Source organism: Pseudomonas sp. Q11 (genome assembly GCF_024494355.1).
Taxonomy (GTDB): domain Bacteria; phylum Pseudomonadota; class Gammaproteobacteria; order Pseudomonadales; family Pseudomonadaceae; genus Aquipseudomonas; species Aquipseudomonas hefeiensis.
In genome coordinates this window covers 1-19,476 of the sequence record NZ_JAKNQY010000001.1, presented here as the reverse complement: position 1 = coordinate 19,476, position 19,476 = coordinate 1, and the positions used below count along the sequence as shown (strand labels likewise).

General features: G+C 62.0%; 14 protein-coding genes. 12 read left to right on the top strand and 2 right to left on the bottom strand.

The features are described from left to right. Positions 1-95 precede the first annotated feature (95 nt). Positions 96-743 carry a two-component system response regulator NarL gene (gene narL / locus MA884_RS00070; RefSeq protein ID WP_256228328.1) on the bottom strand — a complete coding sequence of 216 codons (648 nt, stop codon included), beginning with the start codon at positions 741-743 and terminating at the stop codon, positions 96-98. Then, a complete protein-coding gene (locus MA884_RS00065; protein ID WP_256228327.1) occupies positions 740-2,539 on the bottom strand; it encodes a HAMP domain-containing protein in 1,800 nt (599 codons plus the stop codon). The genes narL and MA884_RS00065 overlap by 4 nt, the downstream gene beginning before the upstream one ends. Before the next feature lie 311 nt (positions 2,540-2,850). On the opposite strand from MA884_RS00065, the gene MA884_RS00060 reads away from it, so the two are divergent. The 12 genes from MA884_RS00060 (at position 2,851) to MA884_RS00005 (ending at position 19,182) form a co-directional block, all read left to right on the top strand. Then, positions 2,851-4,152 carry a nitrate/nitrite transporter gene (locus MA884_RS00060; RefSeq protein WP_256228326.1) on the top strand — a complete coding sequence of 434 codons (1,302 nt, stop codon included), beginning with the start codon at positions 2,851-2,853 and terminating at the stop codon, positions 4,150-4,152. Beyond that, positions 4,130-5,527 carry a NarK family nitrate/nitrite MFS transporter gene (locus tag MA884_RS00055; protein WP_256228324.1) on the top strand — a complete coding sequence of 466 codons (1,398 nt, stop codon included), beginning with the start codon at positions 4,130-4,132 and terminating at the stop codon, positions 5,525-5,527. Before MA884_RS00060 ends, MA884_RS00055 begins: the two co-directional genes overlap by 23 nt. Before the next feature lie 64 nt (positions 5,528-5,591). Further along, positions 5,592-9,365: a nitrate reductase subunit alpha gene (locus MA884_RS00050; RefSeq protein ID WP_256228322.1), complete on the top strand. Its 3,774-nt coding sequence runs from the start codon at positions 5,592-5,594 to the stop codon at positions 9,363-9,365. 1 nt (position 9,366) lies between these two features. Then, positions 9,367-10,905, top strand: a complete 1,539-nt coding sequence (gene narH, locus MA884_RS00045) for a nitrate reductase subunit beta (protein WP_076384515.1) — start codon at positions 9,367-9,369, stop codon at positions 10,903-10,905. A 2-nt stretch (positions 10,906-10,907) separates the two neighbouring features. Then, positions 10,908-11,663 carry a nitrate reductase molybdenum cofactor assembly chaperone gene (gene narJ / locus MA884_RS00040; RefSeq protein WP_256228321.1) on the top strand — a complete coding sequence of 252 codons (756 nt, stop codon included), beginning with the start codon at positions 10,908-10,910 and terminating at the stop codon, positions 11,661-11,663. After that, positions 11,656-12,336: a respiratory nitrate reductase subunit gamma gene (gene narI, locus MA884_RS00035; protein ID WP_256228320.1), complete on the top strand. Its 681-nt coding sequence runs from the start codon at positions 11,656-11,658 to the stop codon at positions 12,334-12,336. The genes narJ and narI overlap by 8 nt, the downstream gene beginning before the upstream one ends. 10 nt (positions 12,337-12,346) lie before the next feature. Continuing rightward, positions 12,347-13,318, top strand: a complete 972-nt coding sequence (locus MA884_RS00030; protein WP_256228319.1) for a peptidylprolyl isomerase — start codon at positions 12,347-12,349, stop codon at positions 13,316-13,318. Between the two features lie 25 nt (positions 13,319-13,343). Next, positions 13,344-14,336, top strand: coding sequence for a GTP 3',8-cyclase MoaA (moaA, locus tag MA884_RS00025; protein ID WP_256228318.1), 993 nt, complete (start codon positions 13,344-13,346; stop codon positions 14,334-14,336). A gap of 198 nt (positions 14,337-14,534) precedes the next feature. After that, on the top strand, positions 14,535-16,550 hold the full coding sequence (locus tag MA884_RS00020) for a ribonucleoside triphosphate reductase (protein WP_256228317.1): 2,016 nt from the start codon (positions 14,535-14,537) through the stop codon (positions 16,548-16,550). A 31-nt stretch (positions 16,551-16,581) separates the two neighbouring features. After that, positions 16,582-16,743: an anaerobic ribonucleoside-triphosphate reductase gene (gene nrdD / locus MA884_RS00015; protein WP_256228316.1), complete on the top strand. Its 162-nt coding sequence runs from the start codon at positions 16,582-16,584 to the stop codon at positions 16,741-16,743. Beyond that, positions 16,740-17,435 carry an anaerobic ribonucleoside-triphosphate reductase activating protein gene (locus tag MA884_RS00010; protein ID WP_256228315.1) on the top strand — a complete coding sequence of 232 codons (696 nt, stop codon included), beginning with the start codon at positions 16,740-16,742 and terminating at the stop codon, positions 17,433-17,435. Before nrdD ends, MA884_RS00010 begins: the two co-directional genes overlap by 4 nt. A gap of 124 nt (positions 17,436-17,559) precedes the next feature. Beyond that, positions 17,560-19,182, top strand: a complete 1,623-nt coding sequence (locus MA884_RS00005; protein ID WP_256228314.1) for a methyl-accepting chemotaxis protein — start codon at positions 17,560-17,562, stop codon at positions 19,180-19,182. Positions 19,183-19,476: the final 294 nt, after the last annotated feature.

Below are 19,476 nucleotides of genomic sequence, written 5' to 3'. Positions count from 1 at the left end.
CCGTCATCGCGAGCAGGCTCGCTCCCACAGTTTTTTCGGGTGTTCCCGGACTTGTGTTTACCACCAATCTCCTTTGGGAGATCTGTTTTGCCGGGCTAGCCCGCTCCGCGCAGATGCTCCATGGCCCACACGGCGGCTTCGACCCGTGAGCGCAAACCCAGTTTGTGCAGCAGGTTCTTCACATGAACCTTGACCGTGCCTTCGGTGATGCCAAGTTTGTGGCCGATGACTTTGTTGCTGCAGCCGCCGGCGATGGTCTTGAGCACCTGGCGTTCACGTTCGGTCAGTTCCACGTCGGCCTGACGGGGAGGGGAGCGCAGGGCCTGGGCCATGACGCGGGTCAGGCCGGGGCTGATCACCAGCGCGCCGTTAAGGGCATCGCGGATGTACTGCACCAGCAGCTCCGGTTCCATGTCCTTGAGCAGGTAACCGTTGGCATCGAGGCGCAGGGCATCGCGGATGTCGTCCTCGGCGTCGGATACGGTGAACAGCAATACCTTGCCGGTGTACTGCATGGCGCGTAGCTGGCGCAGGGTTTCGATGCCGTTCATTTGCGGCATGTTGTTATCCAGCAGGACCAGGTCGGGCTTGAGCGGTTCGATCAGTGTCAGGGCTTCTTCGCCGTGGCTGGCCTCGCCGACGATGTGCAAGTCGTCTTCGAGTTCGAGCATCTGGCGGATCCCTCGACGCATCATTGGATGGTCGTCGACCAGCAGGAGGGTGTGACGCAGGGGGGCGTTCATGATGCGAGACCTTCACTGTGTTGGCCCAGGAATTCCGGTTGGAAATGCACCTGGATACGGGTGCCCTGGGGCGTTCGGGAGAGAATTTGCAATTCGCCGCGCAAGCTGCGGGCCCGTTCGTTCATGATGTTCAGGCCGTGGTGTTCGCGCTGGTCCACTTCGCCACTGAAGCCCCGGCCATCGTCTTCGACCGACAGTCGCACGGTCTCGCCTTCCTGGCGCAGTTCGAGCCAGGCGTTCTCTGCATGGGCATGGCGCAGGCAGTTGGAGAGCGCCTCGCGGGTGATCTGCAGGATATGGATCTGCTCGCTGGCCGACAGCTCGAAGGCCAGGGTGTCGACGAACAGATGCACCCGGAAATCCCCCCGGCGGGAGAACTCTTCAGCGGTGTCCTTGAGTTCCTGGACCAGCCCGTCGTCGTGGATCTGCAAGCGGAACGTGGTGAGCAGTTCGCGCAACTGACGGTAGGCATTGTTCAGGCCTTCGCGCAGTTCGGCGGTGACGGTTTCCAGGGTTTGCACCGGCTCGCCGCGCCGCATCAGGGTTTGCATGCGGCTGACTTGCAGCTTCATGTAAGACAGGGCCTGGGCCAGGGAGTCATGCAGCTCGCGGGCAATGATCGTGCGCTCATCGAGCAGCAGCAGGCGATGGTCCTGTTCGCGCTGGCGCTTGAGGGACAGCGAGGTGCCGATCAGGTTCGCCAGGGCCTGGATCAGTGCAGTTTCCCAGGGTTGCGCTGCGTGGCCGTCGACGAAATGCGCCTTTAGCTCACCCAGTTCCGTGCCCTGGTTACTGATGCTGAACGTCTGCGGCCGGGCACTGTGATGTTTCTGGCAGGTGGCGCAATCGCTGCTGGCGCAGACCTCGCGGCTGTTGGCGCCATGCAGCGACAGCAGTTGCCGGGCGGGCGCCTGCAACTGGCCTTGCAGACACAGCGACAGGCGCAGGCCCGGCAGTCGCTGCTGGAACCGACTGATCAGTTCATCCAGCCCTTCGGCATTGGCCTGCCGCGTGGCCAGGCTGCGGCTGCTCTGGTACAGCAGCTCCAGGGCGGCATTGGCCTGTTGCAGGTTCAGGGTCTTTTGCTGGACCTGATTCTCCAGGGTGCGATGGGATTGCTCGATGGTCTCGGCCATGGTGTTGAAGCTGGTCGCCAGTTGGCCCAGTTCATCCTCTGACTGATGGTTGACCCGCACCTGGAATTCGCCACGGCGAAAGCGCTGGGTGGCGTCCACCAGTTCCTGCAAGGGCGTGACCACACCGTACTGCAATTCATACAGACCGATCAGCAGGATGATCATGGTGGTGAACAGCGCCATGCCCTGGATCGTCTGTTGCCAGGCTTGCTTGTGCTCGCTCTGGCGTTGCAACAGGGTGACGAACTGGTCCAGTTGCGCAACGAAGGAAGCGGCACTGGACTGGAAGAACGCCGAATCGCCGCGTTCGATCGCCGGGCGCAAGGTCTGGTTCCAACGCTGCATGAGGCTCTGATAGCTCTGATGCAGGGAGGTCGCCGGTCCGTCTTCCAGCACGGCGCGCAAGGACGGGCTTTCGAGACGTCGTTGCAGGCTGTCGATGATCGCCGGGACATCGTCGCTGGCCCCGGCTGCCAGTTTCCAGCTCAGGTGATAGGTCTCCATACGCACGGAACCGGCGGTGTTGATGGCGGCCGCGTCGCCCTGGCTGAACCAGGCAATCAGACCTGCGCTCAAGGAACTGGCCAGGGCGAGGATGGCGATCAGGATCACCGCCAGCCCGGCGCGAGCGGGCAGGGAACTGCGCAGCCACCGCATCATCGAGACTGGCCCTGGAGGAAATTCTGCAAACCGAACATGGGGACGCCCTGGCGTTGGGGGGGTATAGCAGCCGATCCCGGGCGCACTACCTCTAAAGAGTTGTCGGCCGCTACGTTTCGATAAAAGCCACGGCCGAAATGTTCAAAGCCTTGATAAATAAAGGTTCTTATCAACTTCAGGCTCTACCCCCTAAGAGGTAGACGGGCCCAGCATAGGCCAGTACCGCCGGGACGCACGTTGACCCAGGTCAAGTTTTTACGGGGTACGCATCACTAGGCTGCGCTCATCGAACTGACGGGGAGTGCATCGAGATGCGAGCGCAAGTGCAACAAGGGTTGGTACTGGGGATGAGTACCCTGGCCTTCACCGTGTGCTTCATGGTCTGGATGATGTTTGCCGTGCTCGGTGTTCCGATCAAGGAAATGCTGGCGCTCAACGAAACCCAATTCGGTCTGCTGGCCGCCACGCCGGTGCTGACCGGTTCCCTGGTGCGCTTGCCCCTGGGCCTGCTGACCGACCGCTTCGGCGGGCGCATCGTGTTCTTCCTGCTGATGCTCTCCTGTGTGCTGCCGTTGTACCTGATCACCCTGGCCACGGCTTTCTGGCAGTTCCTGGTGCTGGGCCTGTTTGTCGGGCTGGCCGGTGGATCGTTCTCGGTGGGCATCGCTTATGTGGCCAAGTGGTTCGACAAGCAGAATCAAGGCTTCGCCATGGGTGTGTTCGGCGCGGGCAACGCCGGCGCCGCGCTGACCAAATTCCTCGCTCCGGCCTTGATCGCCTTCGGTTCCTGGCATCTGGTGCCGAAGGTGTTCAGCGCCATTCTGTTCATCACCGCGCTGCTGTTCTGGTTTCTCACAACCGAGAAGAAGGAGCACAGCGGCACCGGCGGCGCCACGTTGCGCGAGCAACTGAAAACCCTGAAAGAACCAGCGGTGTGGCGCTACTGCCAGTACTACTCGATCGTGTTCGGCGGCTATGTAGCCCTGGCCCTGTGGATGACCAAGTACTACGTGCAGGAATACGGCTTCAGCCTGCAAAGCGCGGCGCTGCTGGCGGCCTGCTTCTCCCTGCCCGGTGGCGTATTGCGGGCCGTCGGTGGCTGGATGTCCGACCGCTGGGGCGCCCAGAGCGTGACCTGGTGGGTGTTGTGGGTCAGCTGGATCTGCCTGTTCCTGCTCTCGTACCCACAGACCCAACTGCAAGTGCAGACCGTCAACGGCACCTTGGATTTTCACATCGGCCTCAACGCCACGCTGTTCACCGTGCTGCTGTTCGTGATGGGCATCGCCTTCGCGTTCGGCAAGGCCTCGGTCTTCAAGTACATCGCCAACGACTACCCGAAAAACATGGGCGCGGTGTCCGGCATCGTCGGCCTGGCCGGCGGCCTGGGCGGGTTCGTGTTGCCGATCATGTTCGGCGCCCTGGTGGACCTCACCGGCGTGCGCTCGTCCTGCTTCATGTTGATGTACGGCGTGGTCTGGGTCTCCCTGACCTGGATGTACTTCAGCGAAGTTCGCAAGCGCCCGCTGCTGGGTAAACAGCCGCCGGCCAGCCAATCCCCGTTTTCCAGCATTGCCCAAGGAGAAGAACATGTCCGTTCTGCAAACGCCTGAAAAGGGCCCGGTCATTCATGACTGGCGTCCGGAAGACCCCGCGTTCTGGGGCAAGAGTGGCAAACAGACTGCCCGGCGTAACCTGTGGATTTCCATCCCGGCGCTGCTGTTGGCCTTCGCGGTGTGGATGGTCTGGAGCACGGTGATCGTGCGCCTGAACGCCATCGGTTTCAGTTTCAGCACCGATCAGTTGTTCTGGCTCGCGGCGTTGCCGGGCCTGTCGGGCGCGACCTTGCGCATCTTCTATTCGTTCATGGTGCCGATCTTCGGCGGTCGTCGCTGGACAGCCCTGAGCACTGCGTCGCTGCTGTTGCCGGCACTGTGGATGGGCTTTGCCGTGCAGGATCCGGCCACGCCTTACAGCGTGTTCGTGCTGATCGCGCTGCTCTGCGGCTTTGGCGGCGGTAACTTCGCCTCGAGCATGTCCAACATCAGCTTCTTTTACCCCAAGTCCCAGCAGGGCACGGCCCTGGGCCTGAACGCCGGGCTGGGCAACCTGGGCGTGTCGGTGATGCAGTTCAGCGTGCCGCTGGTGATTTCCTTCGGCGTGTTCGGCTTCATGGGCGGCCAGCCGCAGGTACTGGCTGACGGCAGCTCGCTGTGGCTGCAAAACGCCGGTTTTATCTGGGTGCCGTTCATCCTCGCCGTGACCGTGATTGCCTGGTTCGGCATGAACGACCTGTCCAGCGCCCGCGCTTCGTTCAGTGAGCAGGCGGTGATTTTCAAGCGCAAGCACAACTGGCTGATGTGCTGGTTGTACCTGGCGACCTTCGGCTCGTTCATTGGTTTCTCCGCCGCGTTTCCGCTGCTGATCAAAACCTCGTTCCCGGACGTCATCGCCCTGAAGTTCGCTTTTCTCGGCCCGCTGGTCGGTGCCCTGGTGCGGCCACTGGGTGGCTGGCTGGCGGACAAGCTCGGTGGCGCGAAAGTCACCCTGTGGAACTTCGTGCTGATGATCGCGATGGTGTTCGGGGTCCTTCATTTCCTGCCCCAAGGCGGCCAGGGCGGCAGTTTCTACGGCTTCCTGGGGATGTTCATGTTGCTGTTCGTCACCACTGGCGTGGGCAACGGTTCGACCTTCCGCATGATCCCGGTGATCTTCCGCACCCTGCATGAGAAAGCCAGCCGCGGCCAAAAGCCCGAGCTGCGCGAACAAGCACTCAAGAACGCTGGCAAGGAGTCGGCCGCGGTGCTGGGTTTCAGCTCGGCCATGGGCGCCTTCGGCGCGTTCTTCATCCCCAAATCATTCGGCACTTCGATGGCCCTGACCGGCGGCCCGGAGATGGCCTTCTACATGTTCGTCGGCTTCTACCTGAGCTGCATCGTGGTGACCTGGTGGTGGTATGCCCGCAAGGGCGCCGCGACACCGTGCTAAGCCGAATCTAAACCTGCGTGGGCGGGGCGCAGACCCCGCGGAGCAAGCCTGAGAGGAACACACTGTGAGTCATTTACTGGATCAACTGCGGTTTTTCAACCGCAAGCAAGGCGAGTTTTCCGATGGTCACGGCGAGACCCGCAAGGAGTCCCGCGACTGGGAGAACGTCTACCGTTCCCGCTGGCAGTACGACAAGATCGTGCGCTCCACCCACGGGGTGAACTGCACCGGTTCGTGCTCGTGGAAAATCTACGTCAAGAACGGCCTGATTACCTGGGAAACCCAGCAGACCGACTACCCGCGCACCCGCAACGACCTGCCCAACCACGAGCCGCGTGGCTGCCCTCGTGGCGCCAGCTACAGCTGGTACATCTACAGCGCCAACCGGCTCAAGTACCCGAAGATCCGCAAGCCATTGCTCAAGCTGTGGCGCGAAGCCCGGCTGACCCTGGCGCCGGTGGAAGCCTGGGCCAGCATCGTCGAGGACAAGGCCAAGGCCGACTCCTATAAAAGCAAGCGCGGCATGGGCGGTTTCATTCGTTCCAACTGGGAAGAAGTCAACGAGATCATCGCCGCCGCCAACGTCTACACCGTCAAGCAATACGGCCCGGACCGGGTGGTTGGCTTCTCGCCGATCCCGGCGATGTCGATGGTCAGCTACGCCGCCGGTTCGCGTTACCTGTCGCTGATCGGTGGCGTGTGCCTGAGCTTCTACGACTGGTACTGCGACCTGCCGCCAGCCTCGCCGATGGTCTGGGGCGAGCAGACCGACGTGCCGGAATCGGCCGACTGGTACAACTCCAACTACATCATTGCCTGGGGCTCCAACGTCCCGCAGACCCGTACCCCCGACGCGCACTTTTTCACCGAGGTGCGCTACAAGGGCACCAAGACCGTGGCGATCACCCCGGACTATTCGGAAGTCGCCAAGCTCACCGACCTGTGGCTCAACCCCAAGCAGGGCACCGACGCGGCGCTGGCCCAGGCGTTCAACCATGTGATCTTCAAAGAATTTCACCTGGACAAGCCCAGCGCTTACTTCACCGAGTACGCCAAGCGCTACACCGACCTGCCGGTACTGGTGATGCTCAAGCCGATGCTCGGCGTGGCGCCTGGCGCCGGCTACCAGCCTGATCGCTTCCTGCGCGCCAGTGACCTGACCAACAACCTCGGCCAGGACAATAACCCTGAGTGGAAAACCATCGCCCTGGATGCCAGCGGTGAACTGGTTTCCCCCCAAGGTTCCATCGGCTATCGCTGGGGCGAGGAGGGCAAATGGAACATTCTTGCCCGTGAAGGCGGCGAGGGCCGTGAGATCGACCTCAAACTCAGCCTGATTGGCGATGACGTGGCCGAAGTGGCCTTCCCGTATTTTGCCGGTGAAGCCCAGGAGTACTTCCAGCACGTGGCCGGTGACGCGGTGCAGTACCGCCGGGTGCCGGTACACAGCGTGGTGCTGGCCGACGGTAGCGTGGCGAAGGTTGCCACGGTATTTGACCTGTCGGCGGCCAACCTGGCCATCGACCGTGGCCTGGGCGGCGCTAACGTCGCCAAGGACTACAACGACGCCTCGGTGCCTGGCACCCCGGCCTGGCAGGAGCAGATCACCGGTGTGAGTCGCGAGAAGGCGATCCAGATCGCCCGCGAATTCGCCGACAACGCCGACAAGACCCGTGGCCGTTCGATGATCATCGTCGGCGCGGCGATGAACCACTGGTACCACATGGACATGAACTACCGTGGGCTGATCAACATGCTCATGCTGTGTGGTTGTGTCGGCCAGACCGGCGGCGGTTGGGCCCACTATGTCGGCCAGGAAAAACTTCGTCCGCAATGTGGCTGGCTGCCCCTGGCCTTCGGCCTGGACTGGAACCGTCCGCCACGGCAGATGAACGGCACCAGCTTCTTCTACGGCCACAGCTCGCAATGGCGCCACGAGAAGATGAGCATGCACGACGTGCTGTCGCCCCTGGCGGACAAATCACAGTTCCCCGAGCACGCCCTGGACTACAACATCCGCGCCGAACGCGCCGGCTGGTTGCCCAGCGCGCCACAACTCAACACCAACCCGCTGAACATCTGCCGGGATGCTGCTGCCGCCGGCATGGACCCGAAAGACTACGTGGTCAAGTCCTGGCAGGACGGCAGTCTGCGGTTTGCCTGCGAACAACCTGACAGCCCGGAAAACTTCCCGCGCAACATGTTCATCTGGCGCTCCAACCTGCTGGGCTCCTCGGGCAAAGGCCACGAGTACATGCTCAAGTACCTGCTGGGCACCAAGAACGGCGTGATGAACGAAGACGTCGGCTTTGGTGGCGAATCCAAGCCGACCGAGGCTGAATGGGTCGACAACGGTGCCATTGGCAAACTGGACCTGGTGACCACCCTGGACTTCCGCATGTCCTCGACCTGCGTGTATTCCGACATCGTCTTGCCGACCGCGACCTGGTACGAAAAAGACGACATGAACACCTCGGACATGCACCCGTTCATCCACCCACTGTCGGCTGCCATCGATCCAGCCTGGGAATCGCGTTCCGACTGGGAAATCTACAAGGGCATCGCCAAAGCGTTCTCCGCCATGTCGGTCGGCCACCTGGGTGTCGAGAAAGACCTGGTCACCGTGCCGTTGATGCATGACAGCGTCGGTGAACTGGCCCAGCCGTTTGGCGGCACTGACTGGAAAAGCGCCGGCGTGGCGCCGCAACCGGGCAAAAACGCACCGAACCTGCACGTGGTGGAACGCGATTACCCGAACATCTACAAGCAGTTCACCTCCCTGGGCCCGATGCTGGAGAAACTCGGCAATGGCGGCAAGGGCATCAACTGGAACACCGACGATGAAGTGAAATTTCTCGGCGAGCTCAATCACCATGAGGTCGACGCCGGTATCAGCCAGGGGCGGCCGAAGATCGACAGCGCCATTGACGCGGCCGAAGTGATTCTGTCCCTGGCCCCGGAAACCAACGGCCAGGTGGCCGTCAAGGCCTGGGCGGCCCTGTCGAAATTCACCGGCATCGATCACAGCCATCTGGCGCTGTCCAAGGCTCACGAGGCCATTCGTTTCCGCGACATCCAGGCACAGCCGCGCAAGATCATTTCCAGCCCGACCTGGTCTGGCCTGGAAGACGATCACGTCAGCTACAACGCCGGTTACACCAACGTTCACGAAGCGATTCCATGGCGCACCATCACCGGCCGCCAGCAGTTCTACCAGGATCACCCGTGGATGCAGGCGTTCGGCGAGCAACTGATGAGTTATCGGCCGCCGGTCAACACCCGCACCATCGAAGGCGTGAAGGGCAAGCGCAGCAATGGCGAGACCGAGATCGTCCTGAACTGGATCACCCCGCACCAGAAGTGGGGCATCCACAGCACCTACAGCGACAACTTGCTGATGCTCACCTTGAGCCGAGGCGGGCCGATCGTCTGGCTCTCGGAAATCGACGCCAAGCGCGCCGGTATCGAGGACAACGACTGGATTGAATGCTTCAACGTCAACGGTGCGCTGACCGCCCGCGCGGTCGTCAGCCAGCGGGTCAAGGAAGGCATGGTGATGATGTACCACGCCCAGGAACGGATCGTGAACGTGCCCGGCTCGGAAACCACCAAGACCCGTGGTGGCCACCACAACTCGGTGACCCGCGTGGTGCTCAAGCCCACGCACATGATCGGTGGCTACGCGCAACAGGCCTACGGCTTCAACTATTACGGCACGGTCGGTTGCAACCGCGACGAGTTCGTCGTGGTGCGCAAGATGTCCAAGGTCGATTGGCTCGACGGTTCCAGTGGCGATGATCTGCCGCGTCCACTGCCCACCGGTATCGAGGAGAACTGAGATGAAAATTCGCTCACAAATCGGCATGGTCCTGAACCTGGACAAATGCATCGGCTGTCACACCTGCTCGATTACCTGCAAGAACGTCTGGACCAGCCGTGAAGGCATGGAATACGCCTGGTTCAACAACGTCGAATCCAAGCCTGGCATCGGCTACCCCAAGGAGTGGGAAAACCAGGACAAGTGGAAGGGCGGCTGGATCCGTAACGCCGACGGTTCGATCAACCCGCGCATCGGCGGCAAGTTCCGCGTGTTGGCGAACATCTTCGCCAACCCCGACCTGCCGAGCCTGGACGATTACTACGAACCGTTCGACTTCGACTACCAGCACCTGCACACCGCGCCTTTGGGCGAGCATCAGCCCACCGCACGGCCGCGCTCGCTGGTGTCCGGCAAGCGCATGGAGAAAATCGAGTGGGGCCCGAACTGGGAGGAGATCCTCGGCACCGAGTTCGCCAAGCGGCGCAAGGACAAGAACTTCGACCAGATCCAGGCGGACATCTACGGCGAATACGAAAACACCTTCATGATGTACTTGCCGCGCCTGTGCGAGCACTGCCTGAACCCGGCGTGCGCGGCGTCCTGCCCGAGCGGGGCGATCTACAAGCGCGAGGAGGATGGCATCGTCCTGATCGACCAGGAGAAGTGCCGGGGCTGGCGCATGTGCATCAGCGGCTGCCCGTACAAGAAGATCTACTTCAACTGGAAGAGCGGCAAATCGGAGAAATGCATTTTCTGCTACCCGCGCATCGAAGCCGGGATGCCGACCGTTTGCGCTGAAACCTGCGTAGGCCGGATTCGTTACCTCGGTGTGTTGCTGTATGACGCCGACCGCATCAGTGAAGTGGCGAGCACCGCCAACGAGCACGACCTGTATGAGAAACAACTGGAGATTTTCCTCGACCCGAACGACCCGGCGGTGATTCGCCAGGCCCTGGCCGACGGCGTGCCGCAGTCGGTGATCGATTCGGCGCAACGCTCGCCGGTCTACAAAATGGCCGTGGACTGGAAACTCGCGTTGCCGTTGCACCCGGAATACCGCACCTTGCCAATGGTCTGGTACGTGCCGCCACTGTCGCCGATCCAGAACGCTGCGGCGGCCGGCACCGTGGGCATGAACGGGGTGATCCCGGACGTCGACAGCCTGCGCATTCCGCTGCGCTACCTGGCCAACATGCTCACCGCCGGCGATGAAAAGCCGGTCAAGCGCGCCCTCAAGCGCCTGCTGGCGATGCGTGCCTACAAGCGTTCCGAACAGGTGGACGGCGTGCAGGACCTGCAAGTGCTGGCTGATGTCGGCCTGAGCGTGAACCAGGTGGAAGAGATGTACCGCTACCTGGCCATCGCCAACTACGAAGACCGTTTTGTCGTGCCCAGCGCTCACCGCGAAGACGCCATGAGCGATGCGTTCGCCGAACGCTCCGGCTGTGGTTTCAGTTTCGGCAGCGGTTGCAGCGGCAGTTCCGACACCAACATGTTCGGCGCCAAGAAGGCCAATCGCCGCGACGTGATCAAAACCGTGCAGTTGTGGGAGGAATGAACATGCGCATTCTCAAGGTGATTTCGTTGCTGCTCGATTATCCGACCGAAACCCTGGTGGCCGGTCGCGACGAGCTGGAGCAGGCGATTGTGCAGGCACGGGAAATCAGCCCGAAGCAGCGCGCCGCGCTGTTCGAGTTGCTGGAACTGATCTGTGGCCAGGACCTGATGGACGGCCAGGAGCACTACGGCGCGCTGTTCGGCCGTGGACGCTCGCTGTCGCTGCTGCTGTTCGAACACGTCCATGGCGAGTCCCGCGATCGGGGCCAGGCCATGGTCGACATGATGGCCCAGTACGAAGAGGCCGGTTTTGCCATCGGCGTGAAGGAACTGCCCGATTACATCCCGTTGTATCTGGAGTTTCTCTCCACCCGCGAAGACATCGAGGCCCGCGAAGGACTGGCCGACGTGGCGCATCTGCTGGCCTTGCTGGCGGCGCGCCTGGAAGAGCGCGAAAGCGCCTACGCCAGTTGTTTCCGGGCCTTGCTGCAAATCGCCGGGGCCGAGCCCCAGGTAGCGGTGGCCGAGTTGCGGGAACAGGTGAAGGCCGAGCCACGCGACGACTCCCTCGAAGCTCTGGACAGGATCTGGGAAGAGGAGGCGGTGGATTTCATGAAGGCCGAGCAGCAGGACCGTTGCAGTTCACTGCCGAGCGCACCGGGCAAGGCCCGGGACGAAAGCGCGGTGCCGTTGCATTGGGTGGATTTTCAGCATGAAGGGCAGGCCGCTGCGCCGGCCGGGGAGGTGGGCAATGTCTAAATGGGATCTGTTGATGTTCGGGGTCTACCCCTATGTCGCCTTGGCGATTTGCCTGATCGGCAGTTGGGCGCGGTTTGACCTGTCCCAGTACACCTGGAAGGCCGGCTCCAGCCAGATGCTGAGCAATCGCGGCATGCGCGTGGCGAGCAACCTGTTCCACATCGGCGTGCTGTTCGTCCTGGCCGGCCACTTTGTCGGCCTGCTGACACCGTCGGCGATCTATCACCATGTGCTGAGCACCGAGAACAAGCAGTTGCTGGCGATGGTTTCCGGCGGTTTCTTTGGCGTGCTGGGTCTGATCGGCCTGGTGATGCTGCTCAACCGGCGCCTGACCGACCCACGGGTGCGCGCCACTTCCAGTACGTCGGACATCCTGGTGTTGGTGGTGCTGCTGGTGCAATTGGTGCTGGGGTTGATGACCATTGTGGCGTCCACCGCCCATATGGATGGCTCGGTGATGGTGATGCTGGCCGATTGGGCACAGAACACCGTGCTGTTGCGTCCGGTGGAGGCGGCCGCGGCCATTGCTCCGGTGGGCTTGGTCTACAAGCTTCATGTGGTGCTGGGCCTGACCCTGTTCGTGCTGTTCCCGTTCACCCGTCTCGTCCATATCGTCAGTGCGCCGGTCTGGTACCTGGGACGTCGTTATCAAATCGTTCGGCAGAAGTTTTAAGGAGACGATCATGGCTAGTGGATGCGGATGTGGCGGCGGTAACGGGGGCAGCGGCGGCTGTGGTTCTTCGGCGAAAACAGCGCCAGTGACCGCGCCGGTTAGCGACACCGAACCGGCGGGCGCGGTGCAGTTCGAACCGGCCCAGGCCGGACCGGTGGCGGGCGATGAAACTGCGGCACAATTGATCGCCAGCAGTGAGCAGGAGTGGCCGATCATCAGCGTCAACGGGGTGTCGATCACCCCCCAGGCGATGGCCCAGGAGCTGCAATATCACCCGGCTGAGAGCCGCGAGGATGCGGTCTACCAGGCTGCCCGGGCGTTGGTGATCCGTCAATTGCTCCAGCAACGCATCGCCGAACTGGGGCTGGCGTTGCAGGTGGGCGCCGGTGAAAACGAGGAGGAGGCGGCCACGCGGCTGTTGCTCGAACGTGAGGTGCAGGTGCCGCAATGTGACGAGGCGACCTGCCTGCGCTACTACGAAAGCAATCGGGCGCGCTTTCACAGCGCACCGTTGCTGGCGGTGCGGCACATCCTGCTGGAGTGCGCACCGGATGACGCCGAAGCGCGTGATCAGGCGCGCGGCCAGGCCGAAATTCTGCTGCAACGCCTGGATGAGTTCCCCGGCAGCTTTGCCGAACTGGCGTTGAACCACTCGGCCTGCCCGTCCAAGGCGCAGGGCGGCTCGCTGGGGCAGATCAGCAAGGGCCAGACCGTGCCCGAACTGGAGCGCCAGTTGTTTGCCTTGCCGGCGGGCCTGGTGGGCAATCCGCTGGAAAGTCGCTACGGCTGGCATGTGATCAGCATCGATCAGCGTGTCGAAGGCCAACCGTTGCCTTATGAGGCGGTGGCGACGGCGATTCGCACCCAGCTGCAACAAGGCGTGTGGCAGAAGGCGCTGGTGCAGTATCTGCAAACCCTGATCGGTGCGGCGGACATTCGCGGCATTCATCTTCAGGGCGCCGACTCGCCGCTGGTGCAGTGAGCACCGGCTCAATCAGGGGACAGACATGAACGCCGTGTTGCAGGACGGATTTGGGCGCCAGATCGATTATCTGCGGATGTCGGTGACCGATCGTTGTGATTTTCGCTGTGTGTATTGCATGGCGAAAAACATGACCTTCCTGCCGCGCCAGCAAGTATTGACCCTGGAGGAACTGCACCGATTGGCGCGGCTGTTCGTGGGGCAGGGGGTCAAGAAAATCCGCCTGACCGGTGGTGAACCGCTGATCCGTCCGGGCATCGTGGGGCTGTGTCGCGACATCGCGGCGTTGCCCGGCCTGCGGGAACTGGTGATGACCAGCAACGGTTCGCAGCTGGGGCGGCTGGCTCGGCCGCTGGTCGATGCCGGGGTCAAGCGCATGAACATCAGCCTGGACAGCCTGGATGGCGAGCGTTTTCGGGCGATCACCCGCAACGGCGACCTAAATCAGGTGTTGGCGGGCATTGACGCGGCGAAGGCCGCGGGGTTCGAGCGGATCAAGCTCAACTGCGTGGTGATGAAAGGGCGCAACTTCGATGAAGTCCCGGCGCTGGTGCAGTACGCGATCGAGCAGCGCATCGACATCAGTTTCATCGAGGAAATGCCCTTGGGCGAGGTCGGGCGTTCGCGCGGTGAGTCGTTCTGTTCCAGCGATGAGGTCCGGGCGGTCATTGCCAACCATCACCGGTTGCTCGACAGCACGGAAAACAGCGGTGGCCCAGCGCGTTATGTGCGCCTGGAGCAACACGCGCAGACCCGGATCGGTTTCATTTCCCCCAATACCCACAACTTTTGCGCCAGTTGCAACCGGGTGCGCATGACCGTTGAAGGGCGGTTGTTGCTGTGCCTTGGGCAGGAGGACTCTCTGGACCTGCGCAGTTTGCTACGGCGCTATCCGCTGGACGATCAACCGCTGATCCAGGCAGTGCAGCAGGCGCTGCGCGGCAAACCCCTGCGTCACGACTTCAACCCCGGCGGGGAAGTGCAGATTGTGCGGTTCATGAACATGAGTGGTGGGTGAGCCTCAGCGCAGATGTTGAATGGACCGCCGCTATCGCGAGCCTGCTCGCGATGGGGTTCTACCGGTCGACATCTCAACGGCTGACCCACCCTCGATTCTTGATATCGATCAATTGCAACCCTGACTTTTGGCCGTACTCTCCACTGCATATTGTGTTTGAAGCTTATTAATTATCTATATGTAGTGTCTGGAGCCAAAATGCAGAGCACGTTGATCTCAGTAGGCTGTAACCGCTTGCACAAGCGCGATGGCAGTGTGGTTGCCTTCGACGCGGACAAGATTCGCCAGGCGCTGATCGCCGCCGGTAAGGCCACTGGCGAATACGCCGAGGGGGAGGCTGAAGGGTTGCTGGAAGCGGTGCTGACGCGCTTGGAAGGGCAGACGCGCTTGAACGTCGAGCAGATCCAGGACCGTGTCGAGCGAGTGCTGATGGATGCCGGTTTCTTTCTGGCGATGCGCGCCTATATCGTCTACCGCGAGCAACATGGGCGCCTGCGCCGGGATCGCCGGACCCTGGTGGAAGTCGCCACCTCGATGAACGAATACCTGGACCGCGAAGACTGGCGCGTGCAGGCCAACGCCAACCAGGGTTACTCCCTCGGCGGGCTGATATTGAACGTGTCGGGCAAGGTCACCGCCAACTATTGGCTCGACGAGGTCTACAGCCAGGCCATCGGCCAGGCGCACCGCGAGGCCGACCTGCATATCCACGACCTGGACATGCTCGCCGGCTACTGCGCCGGCTGGTCCCTGCGCACGCTGCTGCACGAAGGCCTCAACGGGGTGCCGGGACGGGTCGAGGCCGGGCCGCCCAAACATCTGAGCAGCGCCTTGGGGCAGATGGTGAATTTCCTCGGCACGCTACAAAACGAATGGGCCGGTGCCCAGGCGTTCAGCTCGTTCGACACCTACCTGGCGCCCTACGTGCGCAAAGACAAACTCAGCTACGGCGAGGTCCGCCAGTCGCTGCAGGAGTTCATCTACAACCTCAACGTCCCGTCACGTTGGGGCACGCAAACACCTTTTACCAACCTCACATTCGACTGGGTCTGCCCGGAGGATCTGCGCGAACAGATCCCGGTGATTGGCGGCCAGGAGATGCCGTTCGCCTATGGCGACCTGCTGGAAGAAATGGAACTGATCAATCGTGCCTACATCGAGGTGATGCAGGCCGGTGATGCAAAGGGGCGGGTGTTCACTTTCCCGATCCCGACCTACAACATCACCCACGACTTCCCGTGGGACAGCGAGAACGCCGATCGCCTGTTCGAAATGACCGCCCGTTACGGCTTGCCATATTTCCAGAACTTCCTCAACTCGGACATGCAACCCAACCAGGTGCGCTCGATGTGCTGCCGCCTGCAACTGGATGTGCGCGAGTTGCTCAAGCGCGGAGGTGGCCTGTTCGGCTCGGCGGAACAGACCGGCTCATTGGGTGTGGTGACGCTCAACTGCGCACGGCTGGGCTACCTGTACAAAGGTGACACCAGCGCGTTGCTGCAGCGCATCGATACGCTGATGGAACTGGCGAAGGAAAGCCTGGAGGTCAAGCGCAAGGTCATCCAGCACCACATGGACGCCGGGTTGTACCCGTACACCAAGCGCTACCTGGGCACCCTGCGCAATCACTTCTCCACCATCGGCGTGAACGGCCTGCACGAAATGCTGCGCAATTTCACCGATGACCAGCAAGGCCTGCATACCGAGCAAGGCCGGGCATTCGCCCTGAAACTGCTGGATCACGTGCGCGCCACGCTGCTGCGCTTTCAGGAAGAAACCGGCCACCTCTACAACCTGGAAGCCACGCCCGCCGAAGGCACCACCTACCGCTTCGCCAAGGAAGACCTCAAGCGTTACCCCGATATCTTGCAGGCCGGCAGTCCGATCGCCCCGTATTACACCAACTCGTCGCAATTGCCGGTGGGCTTCACCGACGATCCGTTCGAAGCCCTGGAACTGCAAGACGAACTGCAATGCAAATACACCGGCGGCACCGTGCTGCACCTGTACATGGCCGAGCAGATCTCCTCGACACAGGCCTGCAAGCAACTGGTGCGCAAGGCCCTGGGACGTTTCCGGCTGCCGTACCTGACCATCACACCGACGTTTTCCATCTGCCCGGTCCACGGCTACCTAGCTGGCGAACACGAGTTTTGCCCCAAATGCGACGAAGCCTTGCTGGTGCAACAGCAGTTGGCAGGCAGCGTTCACTGATCCGATCCATCGACCGCAAGGAGCTTCACCCATGAAAGCATCGCAAAGCCTTCCACAAGCACAGCGTCAACGTTGCGAAGTCTGGACCCGAGTGATGGGTTATCACCGTCCGGTGGCGGCCTTCAACCCGGGCAAACAGTCCGAGCATCGCGAACGGGTTCATTTCACTGAAAGCGCGGCCGGGCGTCCATGAGTCGAGCGCTACGGGTCGGGGGCATGGTGCCCCTGACCACCCTCGATTACCCCGGCCAACTGGCTTGCGTCTTGTTTTGCCAGGGCTGCGCCTGGCGTTGTCGTTATTGCCACAACCCGCAACTGATCCCGCCGCGCGGCAGCGAAGAGGTGGATTGGTGCAGGGTATTGGCGTTCCTGCAACGCCGTCAGGATCTGCTCGACGCCGTGGTGTTCAGCGGCGGCGAGCCGACCTTGCAGGACGGGCTGGCGCCGGCCATGGAGCAAGTGCGGCAGATGGGTTTTCGCATCGGCCTGCACAGTGCTGGCATCAAGCCGGCGGCTTTTGCCAAAGTGGTCGGGCTCGCCGACTGGGTGGGCTTCGACATCAAGGCCTTGCCCGAAGACGCCCTGGACGTGACTCGGGTTCATGGCAGCGGTGCCGCCAACTGGCGCAGTCTCGATCATCTGCTGGACAGCGGCGTGGATTACGAATGCCGGACCACCGTGCATTGGCATTTGTTCGACCCCGAACGGCTGTTGACCCTGGCCCGCCGCCTGAGCAAACAGGGCGTCACGCGTTTCGCCGTGCAACTGGTGCGCACCGCCAGGATGCTCGACCCCCATCTTTCCAGTGTTTCGGCACAGGCCTTGCAGCCGGAGTTGTGGGCCGCCATGCGCGAGTTGTTTCCCTCGTTTGTGTTGCGCAGTTGACCGTCCCCGGGGATGCACGACCGGCAGCGGTTCGGGATTGCCGGGCCGCTCTTTTTTTATGGCTTTTCTTATGGTTTTCAAATGCGCTGCCAATCGGCAGGTAGTTGAACAGGGAGCATTTGATATGACCAGACTCACCACTGCCCACCGTATCGTGATCGGTTTTGCCATCGCGCCACTGGCGTTGATTGCCCTGGCGCTGTACGCCTTGAACGACCTGGCCACGCTGCGCGACCAGGCGGTGCAAATCGTCAGACAGGATTGGCCGAAGATCGACCCGATCATGGTGATCGCCACGGGTGTGCGCGATAACGCCAGGAACACCCGGGACCTGTTGATCGACAAGAACAACGCGCAGGTCCAGCAATCCATCGACATGACCCGGCAACGTATTACCCAGGCCTTTACCACGCTGGAGCCGCTGTTCGACCAGCCCGAAGGCAAAGCGGCGTATGCGGCACTGAAGAAGCACCGTGAGGCGTATGTGGCCGCGTTCGTTCAGGTCCAGGCGTTGATCCGCCAGGGCGCGACGGACGACGCGATGACCCAGCTCAAGCAAGGCGTGATACCGGCGGAGCTTGAGGTCTACAAAAGCCTGGAAGGGCTGATGGCGATGCAGGGCAAGTTGTTTGTCGAGCGTGAACGACTGGCCCAGGCGCGCTACAGCGACGCGCGGCGCAACATGCTGGCGCTGGTGCTGGCCTGCCTGGCCCTGGTCAGTACTGTTGCGGTCCTGGTGACCCACAGTGTGACCCGTCCGCTGGGCGGCGAGCCCGATGATGCGGCGCGGGTGCTGAGCCAGATTGCCCAGGGCGACTTGACGATCCGCGTACCGCTGAATGCCGGGAGCGCAAATGACAGCGTGATGAGCAACATGCATGACATGCAGCAGAGCCTCAACAGCATGGTCCGGCACATTGCCGCTTCAGTGGATCGGGTGGCCAGTTCCTCCGAAGAGCTGAGCGCGGTGAGCAGTCAGACCAACAGCACCCTGGAACTGCAAGGCCAGGAAATCGAGCAGGCCGCGGCGGCCGTGAACCAGATGACCGCTGCGGTGGACGAAGTGGCGCGCAACGCCGTGAGTACCAGCGAAGCCTCGCGGATTTCCGAGCAAACCGCCCAGCGCGGTCGTGAGCAGGTTCAGGAGACGGTTGCTTCGATCAGCGCATTGGCGCTGGGGGTGACGGACTCCTCAGGACGCATCCAGCAGTTGGCAGGAAGGGTCGAGCACATCAGTTCGGTGCTGGATGTGATCCGCAGTATCGCCGATCAAACCAATTTGCTGGCCCTCAACGCCGCCATTGAAGCGGCCCGCGCTGGCGATGCCGGGCGGGGTTTCGCGGTGGTGGCTGACGAAGTCCGGGCCCTGGCCCATCGTACCCAGGATTCGACCCGGGAAATTGAGGAGATGATCGGCAACATCCGCCAGGACAGCGAGCAGGCCGTTACAGCCATGCAAAACAACAGCGAACTGGTGCAGACCACTCTGCAAGTGGCCCGACGCTCCGGCGATGCCCTGGATGAAATCGCCCGCTCGATCTCGCAGATCAACGAGCGCAACCTGATGATCGCCAGCGCCACGGAAGAACAGGCGCTGGTCGCCCGGGAGGTAGATCGTAACCTTGTGGGTATTCGCAACCTGTCCGAACAGGTATTGCTCGGGGCCCGGCATACCGATACCGCCGGCCAGGACTTGGCGCAGATGGCCGGTTCACTGCATGAGACGGTGGCGCGGTTCAAGGTCTAGCCTGTGGGAGCAATGCTTGCTCGCGAGGCGTCTGCACAGCCAACACTTCCCCAACTGACCCACAGCGATCGCAAGCAAGCTTTGCTCCCACAGAGTTTCGCGTGGTTCCAAGGTATCGCGAACGCCAGCAATCCACCGTGGGAGCAATGCTTGCTCGCGAGGCGTCTGCACAGCCAACACCTCCCAAACTGACCCACAGCGATCGCAAGCAAGCTTTGCTCCCACAGAGTTTCGCGTGGTTCCAAGGTATCGCGAACGCCAGCAATCCACCGTGGGAGCAATGCTTGCTCGCGA